This is a genomic window from Xanthomonas albilineans (genome assembly GCF_002939705.1).
Classification (GTDB): Bacteria; Pseudomonadota; Gammaproteobacteria; order Xanthomonadales; family Xanthomonadaceae; genus Xanthomonas_A; species Xanthomonas_A albilineans.
This window is the reverse complement of record NZ_MDCB01000011.1, coordinates 121,104-139,258: the sequence shown is the minus strand read 5'-3', so window position 1 is coordinate 139,258 and position 18,155 is coordinate 121,104. Positions and strand designations below refer to the sequence as shown.

16 protein-coding genes and 2 tRNA genes are annotated in these 18,155 nt (G+C 62.2%); 14 read left to right on the top strand and 4 right to left on the bottom strand.

The features are described from left to right. The first annotated feature begins 105 nt into the window (after positions 1-105). From XalbCFBP2523_RS17345 to XalbCFBP2523_RS11265, 12 genes are all read left to right on the top strand, one after another. Positions 106-237 (top strand): hypothetical protein, encoded by a 132-nt coding sequence (locus XalbCFBP2523_RS17345; protein ID WP_268988946.1) that lies wholly within the window; start codon positions 106-108, stop codon positions 235-237. Between the two features lie 434 nt (positions 238-671). After that, the gene (gene thrS / locus XalbCFBP2523_RS11315; RefSeq protein WP_012915595.1) at positions 672-2,576 is read left to right on the top strand and encodes a threonine--tRNA ligase; all 1,905 of its coding nucleotides are present in this window, start codon (positions 672-674) and stop codon (positions 2,574-2,576) included. Between the two features lie 63 nt (positions 2,577-2,639). After that, a complete protein-coding gene (gene infC / locus XalbCFBP2523_RS11310) occupies positions 2,640-3,164 on the top strand; it encodes a translation initiation factor IF-3 (RefSeq protein WP_230596011.1) in 525 nt (174 codons plus the stop codon). Between the two features lie 331 nt (positions 3,165-3,495). Then, positions 3,496-3,693, top strand: coding sequence for a 50S ribosomal protein L35 (gene rpmI / locus XalbCFBP2523_RS11305; protein ID WP_010342861.1), 198 nt, complete (start codon positions 3,496-3,498; stop codon positions 3,691-3,693). Between the two features lie 10 nt (positions 3,694-3,703). Further along, entirely contained in the window at positions 3,704-4,063 is a 360-nt protein-coding gene (gene rplT / locus XalbCFBP2523_RS11300; RefSeq protein ID WP_010342859.1) for a 50S ribosomal protein L20, read from the top strand. Positions 4,064-4,269: 206 nt separating this feature from the next. Continuing rightward, positions 4,270-5,265, top strand: coding sequence for a phenylalanine--tRNA ligase subunit alpha (gene pheS / locus XalbCFBP2523_RS11295; protein WP_012915597.1), 996 nt, complete (start codon positions 4,270-4,272; stop codon positions 5,263-5,265). Positions 5,266-5,373: 108 nt separating this feature from the next. After that, entirely contained in the window at positions 5,374-7,752 is a 2,379-nt protein-coding gene (gene pheT / locus XalbCFBP2523_RS11290) for a phenylalanine--tRNA ligase subunit beta (RefSeq protein ID WP_012915598.1), read from the top strand. A gap of 23 nt (positions 7,753-7,775) precedes the next feature. Continuing rightward, positions 7,776-8,075 carry an integration host factor subunit alpha gene (locus XalbCFBP2523_RS11285; RefSeq protein ID WP_012915599.1) on the top strand — a complete coding sequence of 100 codons (300 nt, stop codon included), beginning with the start codon at positions 7,776-7,778 and terminating at the stop codon, positions 8,073-8,075. Then, complete coding sequence (locus XalbCFBP2523_RS11280; RefSeq protein WP_009597860.1) at positions 8,056-8,412, top strand: MerR family transcriptional regulator; 357 nt, start codon at positions 8,056-8,058, stop codon at positions 8,410-8,412. The genes XalbCFBP2523_RS11285 and XalbCFBP2523_RS11280 overlap by 20 nt, the downstream gene beginning before the upstream one ends. A 75-nt stretch (positions 8,413-8,487) precedes the next feature. After that, positions 8,488-8,564, top strand: a tRNA-Pro gene (locus XalbCFBP2523_RS11275). Between the two features lie 1,052 nt (positions 8,565-9,616). After that, positions 9,617-10,432 (top strand): C1 family peptidase, encoded by an 816-nt coding sequence (locus XalbCFBP2523_RS11270; RefSeq protein ID WP_012915601.1) that lies wholly within the window; start codon positions 9,617-9,619, stop codon positions 10,430-10,432. A gap of 568 nt (positions 10,433-11,000) precedes the next feature. Next, positions 11,001-11,468: a cupin domain-containing protein gene (locus tag XalbCFBP2523_RS11265; protein WP_012915602.1), complete on the top strand. Its 468-nt coding sequence runs from the start codon at positions 11,001-11,003 to the stop codon at positions 11,466-11,468. Positions 11,469-11,577: 109 nt separating this feature from the next. Here the strand turns inward: XalbCFBP2523_RS11265 and dxs are convergent, their stop codons facing one another. The 4 genes from dxs to XalbCFBP2523_RS11245 all read right to left on the bottom strand — a co-directional run bounded on the left by dxs (position 11,578) and on the right by XalbCFBP2523_RS11245 (position 16,941). Further along, positions 11,578-13,488, bottom strand: a complete 1,911-nt coding sequence (gene dxs, locus XalbCFBP2523_RS11260; protein ID WP_012915603.1) for a 1-deoxy-D-xylulose-5-phosphate synthase — start codon at positions 13,486-13,488, stop codon at positions 11,578-11,580. 151 nt (positions 13,489-13,639) lie between these two features. Continuing rightward, positions 13,640-14,302 (bottom strand): HNH endonuclease, encoded by a 663-nt coding sequence (locus XalbCFBP2523_RS11255; protein ID WP_012915604.1) that lies wholly within the window; start codon positions 14,300-14,302, stop codon positions 13,640-13,642. A 127-nt stretch (positions 14,303-14,429) separates the two neighbouring features. Beyond that, positions 14,430-16,214, bottom strand: coding sequence for an acyl-CoA dehydrogenase C-terminal domain-containing protein (locus XalbCFBP2523_RS11250; protein ID WP_012915605.1), 1,785 nt, complete (start codon positions 16,212-16,214; stop codon positions 14,430-14,432). A 250-nt stretch (positions 16,215-16,464) separates the two neighbouring features. Further along, positions 16,465-16,941, bottom strand: a complete 477-nt coding sequence (locus tag XalbCFBP2523_RS11245) for an LEA/WHy family protein (RefSeq protein ID WP_012915606.1) — start codon at positions 16,939-16,941, stop codon at positions 16,465-16,467. Between the two features lie 378 nt (positions 16,942-17,319). Between XalbCFBP2523_RS11245 and XalbCFBP2523_RS11240 the strand changes: the two genes are divergently transcribed. Next, a tRNA-Phe gene (locus XalbCFBP2523_RS11240) sits at positions 17,320-17,395 on the top strand. A 386-nt stretch (positions 17,396-17,781) separates the two neighbouring features. Next, on the top strand, positions 17,782-18,060 hold the full coding sequence (locus XalbCFBP2523_RS11235; protein WP_146084074.1) for a hypothetical protein: 279 nt from the start codon (positions 17,782-17,784) through the stop codon (positions 18,058-18,060). Positions 18,061-18,155: the final 95 nt, after the last annotated feature.

The following is an 18,155-nucleotide window of genomic DNA, read 5'->3' as shown; positions in this document are numbered from 1 at the left end:
TGGAGCAGCAGAACCTCGCCGAGCAGGCGATGCTGGCCCAGCGCGCGGCGCAGATGCAAGGGCAGGGGCTGGTCATGAAGCTGTAGGCGGTATCCGAATTCATCCATGCAACACCGCATGGACGAACACGCGCTGCTGGAGCAGACCGAGCCGGGTGAGCCCATGTCGCTGCTGGTGTATCTACAACCCATGTCGGCTCACAGTGACTCTGGCGGTAGCCAGCAAATCAGGCCATGAGCCAATGACTCACGCCAACCCGCCTTCGCCATCGTCGTGGCGTTCCAGTCAACGCTGAGCAGGACATCAGTGGGGTATCGCTATGCGCTACATGGGCGTTTTGCGCTGTCGGGAGCCACGCTTTACTGCTTCCCCTCGGGCCGCTAATCACCAAGCAGACGGGGTTGCCGTTGGCCAGGATGCGGATTACCAATTTGCTCGCAACTGGTTTACCATTTTGCGCATCATCAAAGCCAAACATGGGTGGCCCGCGGCGACGCCGGCCGAGCGTGCGACATGAGCACTACCACCGCTCCCGTTTGAATTACCGCACAAGGCTATCCGAGCAGGCGCCCTTGTGGCGCCTTCTTTGTCTGTTACGTCCTGCCATGGCTGTAAGCCAAGCCGACGTACAGCCGCTCGCCGGTTCCCATTTTCCTTAATTGTCGACGCCCATGATTACGATCACGCTTCCCGACGGCAGCCGCCGTGACTTCGAACATCCTGTCAGCCCCATGGAGGTGGCTCAGTCCATTGGTCCGGGCTTGGCCAAGGCGACCATCGCCGGCCAGGTCGACGGCCGCCTGGTCGATGCCTCCGACCTCATCGACCACGATGCCAATCTGCGCCTCATCACCGCCAAGGACGAGGAGGGCGTGGACATCATCCGCCACTCCTGTGCGCATCTGGTCGGTCACGCGGTCAAGCAGTTGTATCCAGAGGCCAAGATGGTCATCGGGCCGGTCATCGCCGAAGGGTTCTACTACGACATCTACAGCGCACGTCCGTTTACCCCAGAGGACATGGCGGCGATCGAGCGGCGCATGCAGGAACTGATCGCGCAGGATTACGATGTGATCAAAAAGGTCACCCCGCGCGCGGAGGTGATCGAGGTGTTCCAGCAGCGCGGCGAGGACTATAAGCTGCGTCTGATCGCGGACATGCCCGAGGACGTCACCGCCATGGGCCTGTACTACCATCAGGAGTACGTGGACATGTGCCGTGGGCCGCACGTGCCGAACACGCGCTTCCTCAAGGCGTTCAAGCTGACCCGCATCTCCGGTGCCTACTGGCGCGGTGACGCCAAGAACGAACAGTTGCAGCGCATTTACGGCACCGCCTGGGCCGACAAGAAGCAACTCGATGCCTACATCCTGCGTATGGAAGAGGCGGACAAGCGCGACCATCGCAAGATCGCCAAGGCGCTGGATCTGTTCCACTTGCAGGAAGAAGGGCCGGGTCTGGTGTTCTGGCATCCCAAGGGGTGGTCGATCTGGCAGGTGGTCGAGCAGTACATGCGCAAGGTGTACCGCGACAACGGCTACGGCGAGGTGCGTTGCCCGCAGATTCTGGACGTGTCGCTGTGGCAGCAGTCCGGTCACTGGGACAACTACCAGGACAACATGTTCTTCACCGAGTCGGAAAAGCGCACTTACGCGGTCAAGCCGATGAATTGCCCCGGCCATGTGCAGGTGTTCAACCAGGGCCTGCACAGCTATCGCGACCTGCCGATTCGCTACGGCGAGTTCGGCGCCTGCCACCGCAACGAGCCGTCCGGTGCGTTGCACGGCATCCTGCGGGTGCGCGGTTTCACCCAGGACGATGGCCACATCTTCTGTACCGAGCAGCAGATCGAGGCCGAGGTCACCGCCTTCCATCGCCAGGCACTGAAGGTGTACACGGATTTTGGTTTCGACGACATCCAGATCAAGATCGCCCTGCGCCCGGAAAAGCGCCTGGGTGAGGATGCGACCTGGGACAAGGCCGAAGCCGCGCTGCGTGCCGCGCTCGGCGCTTGCGGGGTGGAGTGGCAGGAGCTGCCGGGCGAGGGTGCGTTCTACGGTCCGAAAATCGAGTATCACCTGAAGGACGCGATTGGCCGCACCTGGCAGCTCGGCACCATGCAGGTGGATTTCATGATGCCCGGCCGCCTCGGTGCCGAGTACGTGGACGAACACAGCCAGAAGCGGCATCCGGTGATGCTGCATCGTGCCATCGTCGGCTCGATGGAGCGCTTCATCGGCATCCTGATCGAGCACCACGCCGGTGTCTTCCCGGCTTGGCTGGCGCCGGTGCAGGCGATGGTTATGAACATCACCGATGCTCAGGCTGACTATGTAGACAGCGTGCGGAAACTCCTTGCAAATCAAGGCTTCCGCATCGAGGCCGATTTGCGGAACGAAAAAATCGGCTATAAGATTCGCGAACACACGCTGCAGCGGGTGCCGTACCTGTTAGTCGTGGGCGACCGCGAAAAGGAAAACGGCGCCATTGCGGTACGCACGCGCTCGGGGGAGGACTTGGGGACCATGTCGGTTGCCGACTTCGCCGAGCGTTTACGCGCCGAGCAGTCGGCGTAAGATCACCCTGCCGCGGACGGAACTTCCGTTCGCGGTATTCCGATTCCACTTGGAGATTGCAACATCAGTACCCCTGACAACAAACAGAACCGCAAAAATCAAGAGATCCGCGTTCCCCGGGTGCGCGTGATCGGCGCCGATGGCGAGATGGTGGGCGTGTTGAGCCGCGACGAAGCGCTGGCGATGGCTGAAGAAGACGGCCTGGATCTGGTCGAAATCCAGCCGCAGGCCGATCCGCCGGTCTGCAAGATCATGGACTTCGGCAAGTTCAAGTTCGAACAGCAGAAAAAGGCCAACGAGGCCAAGAAGAAGACCAAACAGGTCGAGATCAAGGAAATCAAGTTCCGTCCGGTCACCGACGAGGGCGATTACCAGATCAAGTTGCGCAACATGCGCCGTTTCCTCGAAGAGGGCGATAAGGTCAAGGTCAATATTCGCTTCCGTGGCCGCGAAATGAGCCACCAGGAGCTTGGCCGCGAGATGGCGGCCCGGATCGAGGCCGACCTGGGCGAAGACATCGTCATCGAATCGCGTCCGCGCCTGGAAGGGCGGCAAATGGTGATGATGATCGCGCCGAAGAAGCGCTGATCCCAGAGCACCTGCGATCGCGTCGCCAGTCTCTGCGGTGAGGCCGCTGTCGGGATGGCGCACGCCGGTCGGTGGCAGACGCGCCGCCCGCATGCCGGTGGCGCGTGGGTACGCTGTCCTCCCGAGCTGCAACGAACTACATGATTTGCAAGGCATTCCAAGCCCTGGCATAATAGGCGGCCCAGTTCGCTGGGTTTGCCGTTTGAGCGGCAATCAGGACCTGCTCTGATCCCTTGCGGATCAAAAGCTTACAAGCCGGTAAGGGCACGGATGGAAAGCGTGGCGCCGCCACCGCCCTGACCAGTGACAAAACACTCTCAAGGACATTGCAATGCCCAAGATCAAGACCAACCGGGCGGCGGCCAAGCGTTTCCGCAAGACCGCCTCCGGCAAGTACAAGGCCGGCCACGCCAACCGTAGCCACATCCTCACCAAGAAAGCGACCAAGCGCAAGCGCAACCTGCGGCAGACGAACCACGTCCGTGCCGAGGACGCAGGCCGTCTTGACCGTATGCTGCCCTACCTCTGAGGACTGAACCATGGCTCGAGTCAAGCGTGGCGTCCAGGCGCGCCGTCGTCACAAGAAAGTTCTGAACCTCGCCAAGGGCTACTACAACGCCCGCCGCAAGGTCTTCCGCGTCGCCAAGCAGGCGGTGATCAAGGCCCAGCAGTACGCCTACATCGGCCGCAAGCAGAAGAAGCGCAATTTCCGTTCGCTGTGGATCACCCGCATCAATGCGGCGGCCCGCATCAACGGTATGAGCTATAGCCGTTTCATGAACGGCCTGCTCAAGGCGGGCATTACCCTCGACCGCAAGGTGCTGGCCGACATCGCCGTGCACGACGCACAGGGCTTTGCCGCCCTGGCGGAGAAGGCGAAGGGCGCGCTGGCGGCATAAATGCGGGTCCCTCGCAGGAACCTGCATGGTGTATGCGGGTTTTTCGACGAGGTGCAATCGCACGCATGCGGGGGAAGGGCGCGAGTCCTTCCCCTTTTGCGTTTTGGGTGTCCCGCAGGCGGGGCGTCTGCCAGGGTGTGAGGTGTCCCGCGTTGGCGGGCAACAGTGGTCACGGCTTTGACCGGAGCAGGTGAGGCGCGAGTGCAATGAGTGAAATCGATTCCCTGTGCGGACAGGCGCTGGCGGATATCGCCGCGGCGCAGAGTCCGGAGGCGCTGGAGCAGTTGCGGGTCGCGCTGTTGGGCAAGAGCGGCAGCATTACCGCCCAGCTCAAGCAACTCGGTGGCTTGGCGCCGGAACAGCGCAAGCAGGCCGGCGAGGCGATCAACCGCGTGCGCGATACCGTGTCTGCGGCGCTGGCCGCGCGTCGTGCGCTGTTGGACACCGCCGCACTGGACGCGCGCCTGGCGGTCGAGCGCATTGATGTGACCTTGCCGGGGCGGCGTGGCGAACGCGGTGGGCTGCATCCGGTCACCCGCACGCTGGAACGCATCACCGAGATCTTCGCGCGGCTGGGCTACGAACTGGCCGATGGCCCGGAGATCGAGGACGATTGGCATAACTTCGAAGCGTTGAATTTCCCGCCGCACCATCCGGCGCGGGCGATGCACGATACGTTCTACTTCGGCAATGGTCGCTTGCTGCGCACCCACACTTCCGGTGTACAGGTGCGCTACATGGGCACGCATGCGCCGCCGTTGCGCATGATCGCCGCCGGCAAGGTTTATCGCAGCGACAGCGATCAGACCCACTCACCGATGTTCCACCAGGTCGAGGGCTTGCTGGTGGACGAGCATTCGACCTTCGCCGATCTCAAGGGCACCTTGTCCGAGTTCGTGCGCGCGTTCTTCGAGCGCGATTTCCAGATGCGTTTGCGTCCCAGCTATTTCCCGTTCGTCGAACCTGGCGCCGAGGTCGATATCGCCTGGCAACAGCCCGATGGCAGCACCCGCTGGCTGGAGGTGCTGGGCTGCGGCATGGTGCATCCGAATGTGTTGCGCAGCGTCGGCATCGATCCGGAGCGTTACACCGGCTTCGCTTTCGGCATGGGCGTGGAACGGTTCGCGATGCTGCGTTACGGCGTCAACGACTTGCGCGCGTTCTTCGAGAACGATGTGCGCTTCTTGCGGCAGTTCGCCTGAATTCCCGCCCGGACCCGTTGCGCAGGACACGCAGGAGCATCGGCTCCGGCGGTCCGCGCGTGGTGCCATCCGAGTCCTGAGTCCAGAATCCCGAGTCCCGGAAACAGCATGAAATTCTCTGAAAACTGGCTACGCAGCCACGTGCCCACTCAGGCCACGCGCGAGCAGCTCGCGGCCACCCTGACCGCCATCGGCCTGGAGGTCGAGGAGGTTGTGCCGCTCGGCGAGGCGTTACAGCAGGTGGTGGTCGCGCGGATCGTCGCGACCTCGCCGCATCCGGAGGCCGATCGGCTCCAGGTATGTCGGGTCGATGCCGGGCAGGGCGATGCGCTACAGATCGTCTGTGGCGCGCCGAACGCCCGGCCGGGACTGGTCGCGCCGCTGGCGCTGGTCGGCGCGCAGGTTGGCGGCATCGCGATCAAGCCGGCCACGCTGCGCGGCATCGCCTCCAACGGCATGTTGTGTTCTGCCAAGGAACTGGGGCTGGACAACGATGCCTCCGGTCTGTTCGAACTGCCCGACGATGCCCCGGTCGGACAGCCGCTGGCCGATTACCTGGGCCTGCCCGACGCCAGTATCGAGATCAAGCTCACTCCCAACCGCGCGGACTGCTTCGGCGTGCGTGGCATCGCCTACGACGTGGCCGCAGCCTGCGGCAGCGAGGTGTTGCCGCTTGCGCTCGCGCCGGTGGCGCAAGCCAGTGTACGCGCACTGGAGGTATGTCTGGATGCGGGCGCCGCGGCACCGCGCTATTGCGGTCGCGTGGTCGAGGATCTCGATTCGACTGCGAAGACGCCGCTGTGGATGGCCGAGCGCTTGCGCCGCAGTGGTGTGCGCCCGGTTTCGCTGCTGGTGGATATCACCCAGTACGTGATGCTGGAACTGGGTCAGCCGATGCATGCCTTCGATCTGGACACCCTGCATGGCCCGATCGGTGTGCGTCACGCCCGCGCTGGTGAGACGCTGCCCCTGCTCGACGGTCGCGAGGCCACGCTCGACCCTAGCTTTCTGGTCGTGACCGACGCCGATCGCGCGGTCGCGCTGGCGGGATTGATGGGTGGTCACGCCACCCGCGTCACCGAGACCACCCGTCATGTCTTCCTGGAGGCCGCGCATTTCGCGCCAGCGGCGATTATGGGCCGTGGTCGAAAGTTGGGCCTGCATACCGATGCCGGCCACCGCTTCGAGCGCGGCGTGGACCCGGGATTGCCGCGGCAGGCGTTGGAACTGGCGACCCGGCTGGTGCTGGAACTGGCGGGCGGGCGCGCAGGTCCGGTGGTCGAGGTCGAGCGAAGCGAATTTCTGCCAACGCCGGCGCCGATCACGCTGCGCCGTGCGCGCATCTTCCGCGTGCTGGGCATCGAGATCGCCGATGCCGAAGTGCAGCGCATTTTGCAGGCGCTGGGCATGGAGGTGATGGCGTCGGCGCATGGGTGGCAGGTCACCGCCCCGAGCCGTCGCTTCGACATCGCGCTGGAAGAGGATCTGATCGAGGAATTGGCCCGCATCCACGGCTACGATCGCCTACCGACCACGTTGCCCAGTGGCGCGGCGCGCATCGCCATGGGCAGCGAGACGTGCGTGGACGAGCGTAGCGTGCGCGCGCAGTTGGTCGCCCGCGATTTGCTGGAAACCATCAACTACGCCTTCGTCGACGCAACCCTGCTGGATCAATGGGGTCTGCGTGACGGGCGCGTGGCGCTGGCCAATCCGCTCAGCACCGAGTTGGCGGTGATGCGCCCGTCGCTGTTGCCGGGGGTGGTCGCCGCGCTGGGGCGGAATGTGGCGCGTCAGGCCGGGCGCGTGCGTCTGTTCGAGATGGGCAAGGTCTTCGCCGTTGCGACCAGTGTCGATGCGGCGCCGGGCGAAACGCAGCGCGTGGCCGCTGCGGTGTGCGGCGATGCCGATGCGCTGCAATGGGGCTTGCCGGCGCGCAAGGTCGATTTCCACGACCTCAAGGGCGATCTGGAGGCCTTGGCCGCCGCGTCTGGGGCACTCCTCGAGTACCGTCCGTCGGCGTTGCCGTTTGCGCATCCCACCCGTTCTGCCGACGTGTACCGTGACGGGACCCGGATCGGTTGGATCGGTCAGTTGCATCCGCGGTTGCTGCAGGCGATGCAGGTCGATGTGGAGGTGATCGGGTTCGAACTGGATCTGGCGCCGCTGGTGGCGCGCCCCTTGCCGCGTGCTGCCGAATTGTCGCGGTTTCCCTCGGTGCGTCGCGATCTGGCCATTGTGGTGCCGGAGGCGGTGCGCTGGATGGCGGTGGCGCAGAGCGTGCGGGCTGCGGTCGGTCCACTGCTGCGGGAGGTGGTGCTATTCGACCGTTATGTCGGTCCCGGAGTCGAGGTGGGTTGCAAGAGTCTTGCTATGGGCTTGATTTTGCAGGACAACTCGCGCACTCTGACAGACCGCGATGTGGAGGCGGTGGTCGCCGATGTGGTTGCGGCGCTGGCCCGCGAACACGATGCGCGGCTGCGTGGTTGAGACGGATAGGGGATAGCAGGGTAATGGCGTTGACCAAAGCGGAAATGGCCGAACGGTTGTTCGACGAAGTCGGGCTGAACAAGCGCGAGGCCAAGGAATTTGTCGATGCATTCTTCGACGTGCTGCGCGAAGCATTGGAGCAGGGGCGGCAGGTGAAACTGTCAGGTTTCGGCAACTTCGATCTGCGTCGCAAGAACCAACGGCCCGGTCGCAATCCCAAGACTGGCGAAGAAATCCCGATCTCGGCGCGGACGGTGGTGACCTTCCGCCCAGGGCAAAAACTCAAAGAGCGCGTGGAGGCATATGCTGGATCCGGGCAGTAACCGCGAACTTCCGCCGATTCCGGCCAAACGTTACTTCACCATCGGTGAGGTCAGCGAGTTGTGCGACGTCAAGCCGCACGTGCTGCGCTATTGGGAAACCGAATTTCCCAGCCTGGAGCCAGTCAAACGGCGCGGCAATCGCCGCTATTACCAGCGCCACGACGTGCTGATGGTGCGGCAGATTCGTAGCCTGCTGTACGAACAGGGGTACACGATCGGCGGCGCGCGGCTACGTCTGGAGGGTGAGGGCGCGCGTCAAGAGTCGGCGTTGAGCAACCAGATCATCAAGCAGGTGCGGCAGGAGTTGGAAGAAGTGCTACAGCTTCTGCGCCGATAGCGCCAACCGGGCCAAAACCGCTATACTTGCCAACGCGCCGTCAGGCGGGTTCGCCGCGATGGCGGATGTACACACCGGGGTATAGCGCAGCCTGGTAGCGCACTAGTCTGGGGGACTAGTGGTCGTCGGTTCAAATCCGGCTACCCCGACCAATTACATATGCCGTCATGTCACGGAATATCACGGAACCCCTGAGAAATTAGGGGTTTTTCTTTGTCTTGGTGTCTTGCAAGTTCCCGGAACAGCACTGGATATCACGCAAGTTTGGCGGTGCGGTTGGCGGTATGCGGCGGACTCCTTGGTGCCGGACTGTCGAATGGATGCCGCCAAGATGCCCAAGCGAATTGCCCCGCTGTCCCCGTCCCAAGTTCAGAATGCCAGGTCGCAGGCCAAACCGTACAAGCTGCGCGACGGCGGCGGGCTGTTGTTGACATCCGTGCAGCTGGGAGTGCATCGGACAGCGTAAGCAGATATGCCTCCTTGGCCATCACCGCGCCTCCATGTTTCTTGTTTTTTGCTACTTGCGTGGCGTGGAAAACGTAGCTACATGCCGTACGTAACCCTGATGCCGGTTAATCCATAAAGATCATCAAAGTCTTCTCTGTCGGCTCCTGCGACACAAGCAGGACCACTTCCGGCACCTGCAAGGTGAGGATCACTGTATCTGCGCATGACAAATAGTTTTGCATGCTTCGGATAGATGGCTGAGGGCGCGCTCAAGATTCTGTTGCGCCAGGCTGAATTGGATCATGGCAAAGCCATGTGGCACGCCAGTGGGTGTGTAGAGTGGTCGATCCGTGAACGGCGCAAGTTCCGGGCGGGGTATGCTTATCCGCATTATCGTTGCTACGTCGAATACATATTATCAGTCGGAGGTGTTCGGAATAAGGTTCACCATTTATTCATGCCGGTTCAACACTATGTGCCAGAACGGCTCCTGCCACAGGGGCGCTTGCTTGGAGGCCGAAAAATCGTTCCTAAAATCCAGAGCTGCAATGAATTTTGGTTCTAACCGTCTTGTTCTCCTTCAGTGCGCAGTGTATTGTCAACTTGTCGAGACATTACGCATAAATGTCGGCAGGCAAAAGATGCTTCAGAAAGTGTGGCATGGATGAAGCATGATGATGCAGATACCTGTCGTTGAAGTCTTGGACGATATTTTTAACCATTTTGCTGACGCCACCAAGACCACCAAGAGGGCCTTATGGAAAAACTCACCAGAAGAATAAAATCCCGACTCGGGTATATAGCTGACATCCCGGACATTCGCGACTTTCATTACATTCCGGATGAAGCCTTGATGAGTAAGCTGCCGCCTGCTGTCGACCTGAAGCCGGCTTTTCCGGTCTATGACCAGGGCCGGATTGGCTCCTGCTCGGCAAATGCCCTGGCGGGTGCTGTCCAGTATGAAAGGGCCGCTCACGGTGAATTGCCTAATTTTATTCCCTCACGCCTTTTCATTTACTACAACGAACGCGTCATTGAAGGCAATGTGAATTATGACTCGGGAGCTATGCTGCGCGACGGGATAAAGTCACTGCATAAACTAGGTGTTTGCCCAGAAAAAGACTGGCCGTATAACGTCACGCCGCCGGCACATGACGGCGGCGTTTTCCCTCCGGGCACTGCGGTAAGAAAGAGGCCCAATGCTGCCTGCTATAAGGAGGCATCCAGGTATGTCATTACCCGCTATGAACGTGTCCATCAGGATATTTCTCATCTGAAAGCCTGTATTGCCAGCGGGACTCCCTTTGTGTTCGGATTCCAGGTTTACGACAGCTGGATGAATGGCACTCAGCCTCCCGCCACGCAAATCCCGATGCCGACGCAGAATGACAAGGTGCTCGGGGGGCATGCCGTCCTGTGCGTCGGATATGATGACAGCACACAGCTGTTCCGTATCCGTAACTCATGGGGGGAAGGTGTTGGGGAGAAGGGGTATTTTTTAATGCCCTATGACTATCTGGCCCATCCTCAGCTGGCCAGCGATTTCTGGATGATCCGAATGGTCAAAAACTGAAATCGAGTTAACCGATATTTGCTTAACAGTAAGTGGTAGCCGTAGAGTGGGTGGTGTCGCGATAAAGATGGTTGGTATAAAATTCCTGCTACCACCACTTTGCTTTGGCCCGCGATTAAGAAGAGCGCGACACCGCGAAATTCTGCGATTTCTATCGCGATAGTTGTAAATGGAAGAGAATCTGCCGAGATGTATCGGGATGGGCATGACGGGCCTGCTGATACAGTGCATGGGCGCTTGCAGCAGGTCCACGTCCTGGCCGGTATGACGTTGTTGCGGACTGACATACCCGATGCCGCTGTGCCGATGCGCGGGTCGCACCAATGGACGCGCTCTCTGGCGGCAGCAACCGCGCCATCGCCTTGTCCTTGAACTGCTGTCCGTATCGTGCCACGTGAACCTCTCGTTATCGCCCCCACTGCAAATCCTATCCGGGCGACAACTACTCTGACATGGGGTGGAGGTTCGCCGGCAATCTCAGCTGCGCCGATTTGATTCCCAGTTACCGGTGACCAAGTATCGCAAGGCTTGACATCGAAGGCCGTGACAACACGATTAGACTGTGCGGATGCCAAGTGTTGCCGCTCGTATCGCCACCTTGCTGCGCGAGTTGTCGCTCCTGCCGCATCCGGAAGGTGGACGCTATGCGCGCGTGCACACCTCTGCGCTGCTGGTACAGCATGGGGAGCGCGAGCGACCGGCATGTACCGCGATCCGGCTGCTGCTGGAGCACGGGGAGATCAGCCATTGGCACCGTATCGATGCGGATGTGACCTGGCATTGGGAAGAGGGCAGTGTGCTGGAATTGCTCAGCTTCGACCCGCACTACGGCTTGCAGCGCTATCAGTTGGATTCCAGCGTGCGCGGCGGCATGCCCTCGGTCGTGATTCCTGCGGGGACCTGGCAGGCCGCGCGCCCGCTTGGTCGATATTGTCTGTTGGGTTGCATGGTGGCCCCCGGTTTCCTGTGGGAAACCTTCGAGTTGCTCGCGGCCAGCGATCCGTTGGCGGCGCATTTACCCAAGTTGGTCGACTGAGGCGGCGTTGCCGCGATGCCTGTAACCCGGTGCGTTGCGCATGCGTCGATGCCTTGCCACTCGCGAACGGTGCCAGTGCATTGTTCGCTGTGGTTTACCTGCGTGGGCCTCAGCCTGCGGCGCTCCGCGGTCGGGCAATGCTGCCGAGTTGCGGCCAGCGCGTCAGCACGGCGGCGCGGATGCCAGCGGCGTCGATGCCTGCTTCGGCCAGAAGTTGTTCGCGGCTGGCATGGTGCTGGAAAGCGTCGGGCAAGCCCAGGTGCAGGAGCGGAAGCGACACGCCCTCGGCGTTGAGTAGCTCCGCCACACCGGAACCGGCGCCGCCAGCGATCACGTTGTCCTCGATGGTCACGAATCCCGCATGGCTTTGTGCGAGTTCAAGCAATAGCGTGCGGTCCAGTGGCTTGACGAAACGCATGTTGACCACGCTCAGGCCGAGTTCGCGGCCAACTTGTTCGGCCGCCGTCAGTGTTGCGCCGAATGCCAGCAGCGCGAGCGTCATGCCTTGCACACGGCGCTGCGCCTTGCCGATCGGCAGGGTGTCCAGCGTCGCCGCAGGGGCGACGCCCGGACCGGCGCCGCGCGGGTAGCGCACCGCTGCTGGGCCACGATGGCGCAGGCCCGTGCTGAGCATCTGCCGACATTCGGCTTCATCGGCCGGGGCCATCACCACCAGATGCGGCACGCAGCGCAGGAAACTCAGGTCCAGATTGCCGGCATGGGTGGCGCCATCCGGTCCGACCACGCCGCCGCGATCGATCGCGAACAGCACATCGAGCTGTTGCAGCGCCACGTCATGCACCAGTTGATCGTAGCCGCGCTGCAAGAATGTGGAATAGATCGCCACCACCGGCTTGGCGCCGTGGACGGCCATGCCGGCAGCCAGCGTGACCGCGTGCTGTTCGGCGATGGCCACGTCGAAATAGCGTTGCGGATATTCCTTGCTGAAACGCACCAGGCCCGAGCCCTCGCGCATCGCCGGAGTGATCGCCAGCAACGCCGGTTCGGCTGCGGCCATGTCGCAGATCCAGTCGCTGAAGACATCGGTATAAGTCGGTGCCTTGGTCCCTTGTTTGGACACTAGGCCTTTGCTCGTATCGAACGGACTGACTGCGTGGTAACCGATTTGGTCGCCCTCGGCCAGTTCGTAGCCTTTGCCCTTGGTGGTGATGACGTGCAGCAACTGCGCGCCTTTCAGTGTCTTGAGCGTCTTCAACGCGCCGAGCAGGGCCGGCAGGTCATGGCCGTCGATCGGCCCGGTGTAGTGGAACCCCATCTCCTCGAACAACGTGGATGGCACGAACATGCCTTTCCAGTGTTCTTCCCAACGACGCATGAAACGTGCGGTCCGGTTACGCTTTTTGTCGCCGAGGATCTTTTTGCCGCTCTCGCGGATCGCATTGAGGGTCTTGCTGCCGGTCATGCGTCCGAGCATCTTGGTGACCCCGCCGACCGCTTCGGAGATCGACATGCGGTTGTCGTTGAGGATCACCAGCAGGTTGGGCTCCGGGTCCATGCCGCCGGCGTGGTTCAGCGCCTCGTAGGCCATGCCCGCGGTCATCGCGCCGTCGCCGATCACCGCCACCACCTTGCGTTCGTCGCCCATGCGTTGCAGCGCCACGGCCATGCCCAGTGCGGCCGAGATCGAGGTGGAGGAATGGCCGACGCCGAACGTGTCGTACTCGCTTTCTTCGCGTTTTGGGAATGGCGCCACGCCGTCGGCCTGCTTGACCGTGTGGATGCGGTCGCGGCGTCCGGTAAGGATCTTGTGCGGATAGGTCTGGTGGCCGACGTCCCACACCAGTTGGTCCACCGGTGTGTCGTAGAGATAATGCAGGGCCACGGTGAGTTCGATCACGCCCAGCCCGGCGCCGAAATGGCCGCCGCTCTTGCCGACGCACTCGATCAGGTAGGCGCGCAGTTCCTCGGCGATGGCAGGCAATTCCGATGTTTCGAAACGGCGCAGGTCGGCGGGGATCTGGATGCGCGCAAGGCGCGGATAGCGGGTGGAGTCGATCATCGGAGTGCAGGGTCAGCGACCGGGATATTTTCCTCCCCATTCCGGGCATGGGCAAGTAACCCGTCCAACGGCCAAACGTTGTGGCACGGATGATCGCCGGGGTGCGGCAATCGGTCGCAGGGTGCGGCGTGGGGCGTGTCGGCTTGCGGATTTACCGCGAGAGTTTGGAGCGCTTGGGTAGTTGTGCCTTCAGGAACGACATCTGGTCGGCAAGGATGTTGCGATTGGACAGGATCAGGTGTTCGATCCAGCTCGGTCGGTACGGCACCGCCAGCAGCGGCATCGACGCCTGTTGCGGGGTGCGGTTGCCCTTGCGCGAGTTGCAGTGGAAACACGCAGTGACCACGTTTTCCCAAATGTCGCGCCCGCCCTTGGAGACGGGCAGGACATGGTCGCGGGTTAGCTGCGGACGGCTGAATTGCTGGCCACAATACATGCACAGTTGTGCGTCGCGGGCGAATAGTGCGGTGTTGGTCAGCGTGGGAGTGGGATCCAGTGCGCGTGAGCGGGCATGGCCGCGCGCGGCGATGATCGGGTGCAGGTGCAGCACGCTGCGCTCGCCGCTGGCGCGCGATAGGCCACCGTGGATCTCCATGCACGGCTCGCCCAGGGTCCATGCCACTGCGCCGCGTGCGTAGAGGCAGGCGGCGTCCTGCCAGTTGATCCAGTCCAGTACGCGACCATGCGCGTCCAGCGACAGCAGACGCACCGAAGGTAGACGCGTGGAGCGCGGAGAGGTCGCCGTCGGAACTGCCTCCGACGCGGCATGGGCCCCGGTATCGATCAGACCAAGCGTGATTGTGTCTGTCTCCATCGAGTAAACAGCTTATACCCGATTGTTGACGGTTTGTGTATCTGCTAGTGCGGCGGATCCGCATGCCGGGTCGTATCTTCGCGTCAGGCGGCGATGTGCCCTGTATCTTTTTAAGCCTCGGACGGGCTCAGAACTGTGCGTCGGCCAGTGTCATCAGCGGCTCGGCACCGGCATCGATCGCTGCGGCGTGGGTCAGCGTGCGTGGTAGCAACTTGGTGTAGTAGAAACGGGCGGTTTCGCATTTGGATTGTTTGAATGCTTCGCTATGTGTCGAGGCAGATGCGGCGGCGACACTGCGCGCCCACCAGTACGCCAGCACCACATAGCCGGAATAGAACACGTAGTCGTAGCTTGCCGCCCCGAGTTCGTCGGCGTTGCTGGCGGCACGTTGCAGGATGCGCTTGGTAAGTGCTGCCCATTCCTTTGCTTTCTCGCGCAGCGGTGCGATGAACTCTGCCAGCGCTGGCGTGTCGTGGTGTTCGGCGAGGAATGCCTCGATCTGCGCGAGGAACAGCGTCAGTCCGGCGCCTTGGCTGGAGGCGGTCTTGCGCCCGATCAGGTCCAGCGCCTGGATGCCGGTGGTGCCCTCGTACAAGGTGGTGATGCGCGCGTCGCGCGCCAGCTGCTCCATGCCATATTCGTGGATGTAGCCGTGGCCGCCGAAGCATTGCAGCGCGTGGTAGGTGGTTTCCACTGCCCATTCGGTCTGGCAGGCCTTGGAGATCGGGGTCAGGAAGCTGACCAGCACGTCGGCCTGTTCGCGCTCGGCCGGGTCGGTGGCGCTGTGGGCGATATCGATCAGGCTGGCGGCATGCAGTGCCAGCAGTCGGCTGCCTTCGGTCAGGGCCTTCACTGTGAGCAGCATGCGGCGCACGTCCGGATGCACCAGGATCGGATCGGCGGGTTTTTCGGGTTGTTTGGCACCGCTGAGCGAACGCGATTGCAGGCGCTCGCGCGCATAGCGCAGGGCGTTCTGGTAAGCGCGCTCGGACAGCCCCAGGCCTTGCAACCCGACGCCGAGTCGCGCCGTATTCATCATGGTAAACATCGCCTGCAGGCCCTTGTGCGGCGGCCCGATCAGATAGCCCTGGGCACCGTCGAAGTTCATCACGCAGGTGGCCGAGCCATGGATGCCCATCTTGTGTTCCAGTGCGCCGCAGCGCAGTGCATTGCGTTCGCCGAGTCTGCCGTCGCGCGCGACCCTGTATTTGGGCACCACCAGCAGCGAAATGCCCTTGGCCCCTGGCGGCGCGTCCGGTAGCCGTGCCAGTACCAGATGCACGATGTTTTCGGTGAGGTCGTGTTCGCCGGCGGTGATGAAGATCTTGGTGCCGCTGACCGACCACGTGCCATCGGCGTTGGGCTCGGCCCGGGTCTTGAGCAGACCCAGGTCGGTGCCGCAGTGCGGTTCGGTCAGGCACATGGTGCCGGTCCAGCGGCCATCCACCAGTGGCTTCAGGAAGATCTCTTGTTGCCACGCTTCGCCATGCTGCTTGAGCGCTTCCACGGCGCCGTGCGACAGCAGCGGGAAGTTGCCCCAGGCGAGGTTGGCGGCGTTGACCATCTCGTTCAACGGCGCGCTCAGGGTATACGGCAGACCCTGGCCGCCGAACGCGACGGGCGCGGTCAGCCCGGTCCAGCCCCCCTCGGCGAATTGCCGGTAGGCGTCGCGAAAGCCGGGCGCGGTGGTCACCGTGCCGGTGCTCTTGTCCAGCGTGCATCCATGCTCGTCGCCGATCCGGTTCAGCGGCGCCAGCACGGTGCCTGTGAAGCGTGCGGCTTCTTCCAGCACCGCGTCGATCAGTTCGGCGTTTGTCTCGGCATGGCCCAGGCGTGCGAACAGTGCTTCCACCTGCAAGACGTCGTACAGAGCGAAGCGAAGATCGTTCAACGGGGCCTGGTAGATGCTCATGCGATCGCTCGTGACATGGGCCGCAGTGCGGCCGAGAGTTTCAGGATACTACTGCGTACGGGCTGTGCTGCCGAGGAAGCGCTCCGAAGGTGGGGCCGTGTCGGGATCGCCGCATGCCCTGCGATGCCAGGTGCATGTGGCGCGCTGGGCGTGTCTAATGTCGGTCACCAGTGGGGGCGACGGTGCATGCTCGCTTACTCACCCTCATGCTCGGCATGGAAGCGCACCACAGGTGATGCAGGGGGCGCGATCAGCGCAGCACGCCGTCCAGGCCGGGTGCCGGCGAGAGCGTGTTGTGCGTGTCGATGGCGAAGGTGCGCTGTTTCTTTTCTTCGGGCGTGGCCGCGATGCTGCCCTTGAGCGTGTACTCCAGGCTGTGTTGGCTTGCCAGCGCATCGGCGATGGCAAGGCGTGCTGCAGAACTGGGCTGCACGGCGACGTCGATCACATCCGCCGTTTCCGGGCCGATCGAAATTCCGGGTGTCGCCTGCACCGTGCCAGCGGCCTCGCCACCCACACCCAGGTCCAGGCGTAGCCTGTCGTAGCGCATGGGAATGCTGCTGTAGTTCTGCAGTCGTAACTCCACTTTCCAACTGCCATTGGGATTGACGGTGAGCTGCTGCACGCTCGCAGCCGGGTCGGACACGCGCCGCACCATGCCATCCCCGCACGCGCCCAGTAGCGCCGTGAATATCATCAGCAAGCCGAGGCGAAGCGGGTGACGCATGAGCGAAGTCCAGTGGGGTGTCGACATCGGCGAAGGATACTACGCACCCCGCAAAGCGCTTGTGTCCGGGTGACATCGCCGTGTTCTCGACGGACGCTAATGGGGCGCCTGCTCGGACCGGCCTGTAGTCAGGTCAGGCCGCGACGGAGTGTGCGGTGCAAGAAGAAAAAGCGCCGCAGTCCTCGACGATGCGGCGGGCGGTTTTCGTGGCGGCGTTCGTTTATTGGGCAGATCCGATGCCAAGGGGGCTTGGTCCTTGGTCAGGCTGGCCCTTGCTGTGTCGGTCAGCATATGGAAGGTCGAAACAGCGTGGCTTGCCCAATCCCTATTGCATCGCTATGATGCGCGCCTCGCACCGGTCCTGCCGCGTTGCGCAGTGGCCGAGTAGCTCAGTTGGTAGAGCAGGGGATTGAAAATCCCCGTGTCGGCGGTTCGATTCCGTCCTCGGCCACCATTAGCTCCAGAGCTTTCAGCGACGCAGGCTATCGCATCGTTTATTGAGGTCTCCCCGGTGGCTTCGCGGATCAGTTCGCCAGAATGTCGGAGCGTGATGGCGTGGCTGTTGCAATAGGCCGCCGAGTTTGGCATGCGGCGGTGTCTCTCGCTATGCCGATTTCCCAACGGGAGCCGGACGCTGTCAACTTGTTGCTTTGCAGCAGAGTGACCGCCAACCGCAGCATCCCTTTTGCGATGCATTCGTGAAATCTTGTCTACAAAAGTAGACAAATGCGAAAAATGATTCTTCTTTCGTGACGATTCACTCAACAGGTGACGCGTGCGGTCGTAATCATGTGCGCGGCCGATGGGGACCATACAAACGGCCAATCTGGGGAGTTGCTGATGAATGTTAAACTTGCATTAATTGCCCTGCCCGGGCTGTTGGCATTGATCGCTGCTGGCGACGTTCTTGCTGTGACTGCAATGAAAGCAGAGCCTGGGGTTGGCCTGGATCATCCAGATGCAGAGGGGCCTTACATCGAACAGATTGGGTCCGAGTGCATGATGGTCGACACTTACCTGCAGCAGCATGATGGTGTGTCTAAACGGGTGGTCATGCGTGAGCCGGTGGAGTGTGCCGACCAGCAGAAGGATCGATCACTGGCTAAGCTCGCCATGTGAGTCGGCGCGTATGGCTCGCTGGGGCCTGTCTGACCCAGCTGACGCCGTTTGCCTGCGTGGTGGCGCGCTTCCTCTGGTGCTCCAAGACCGTGGTG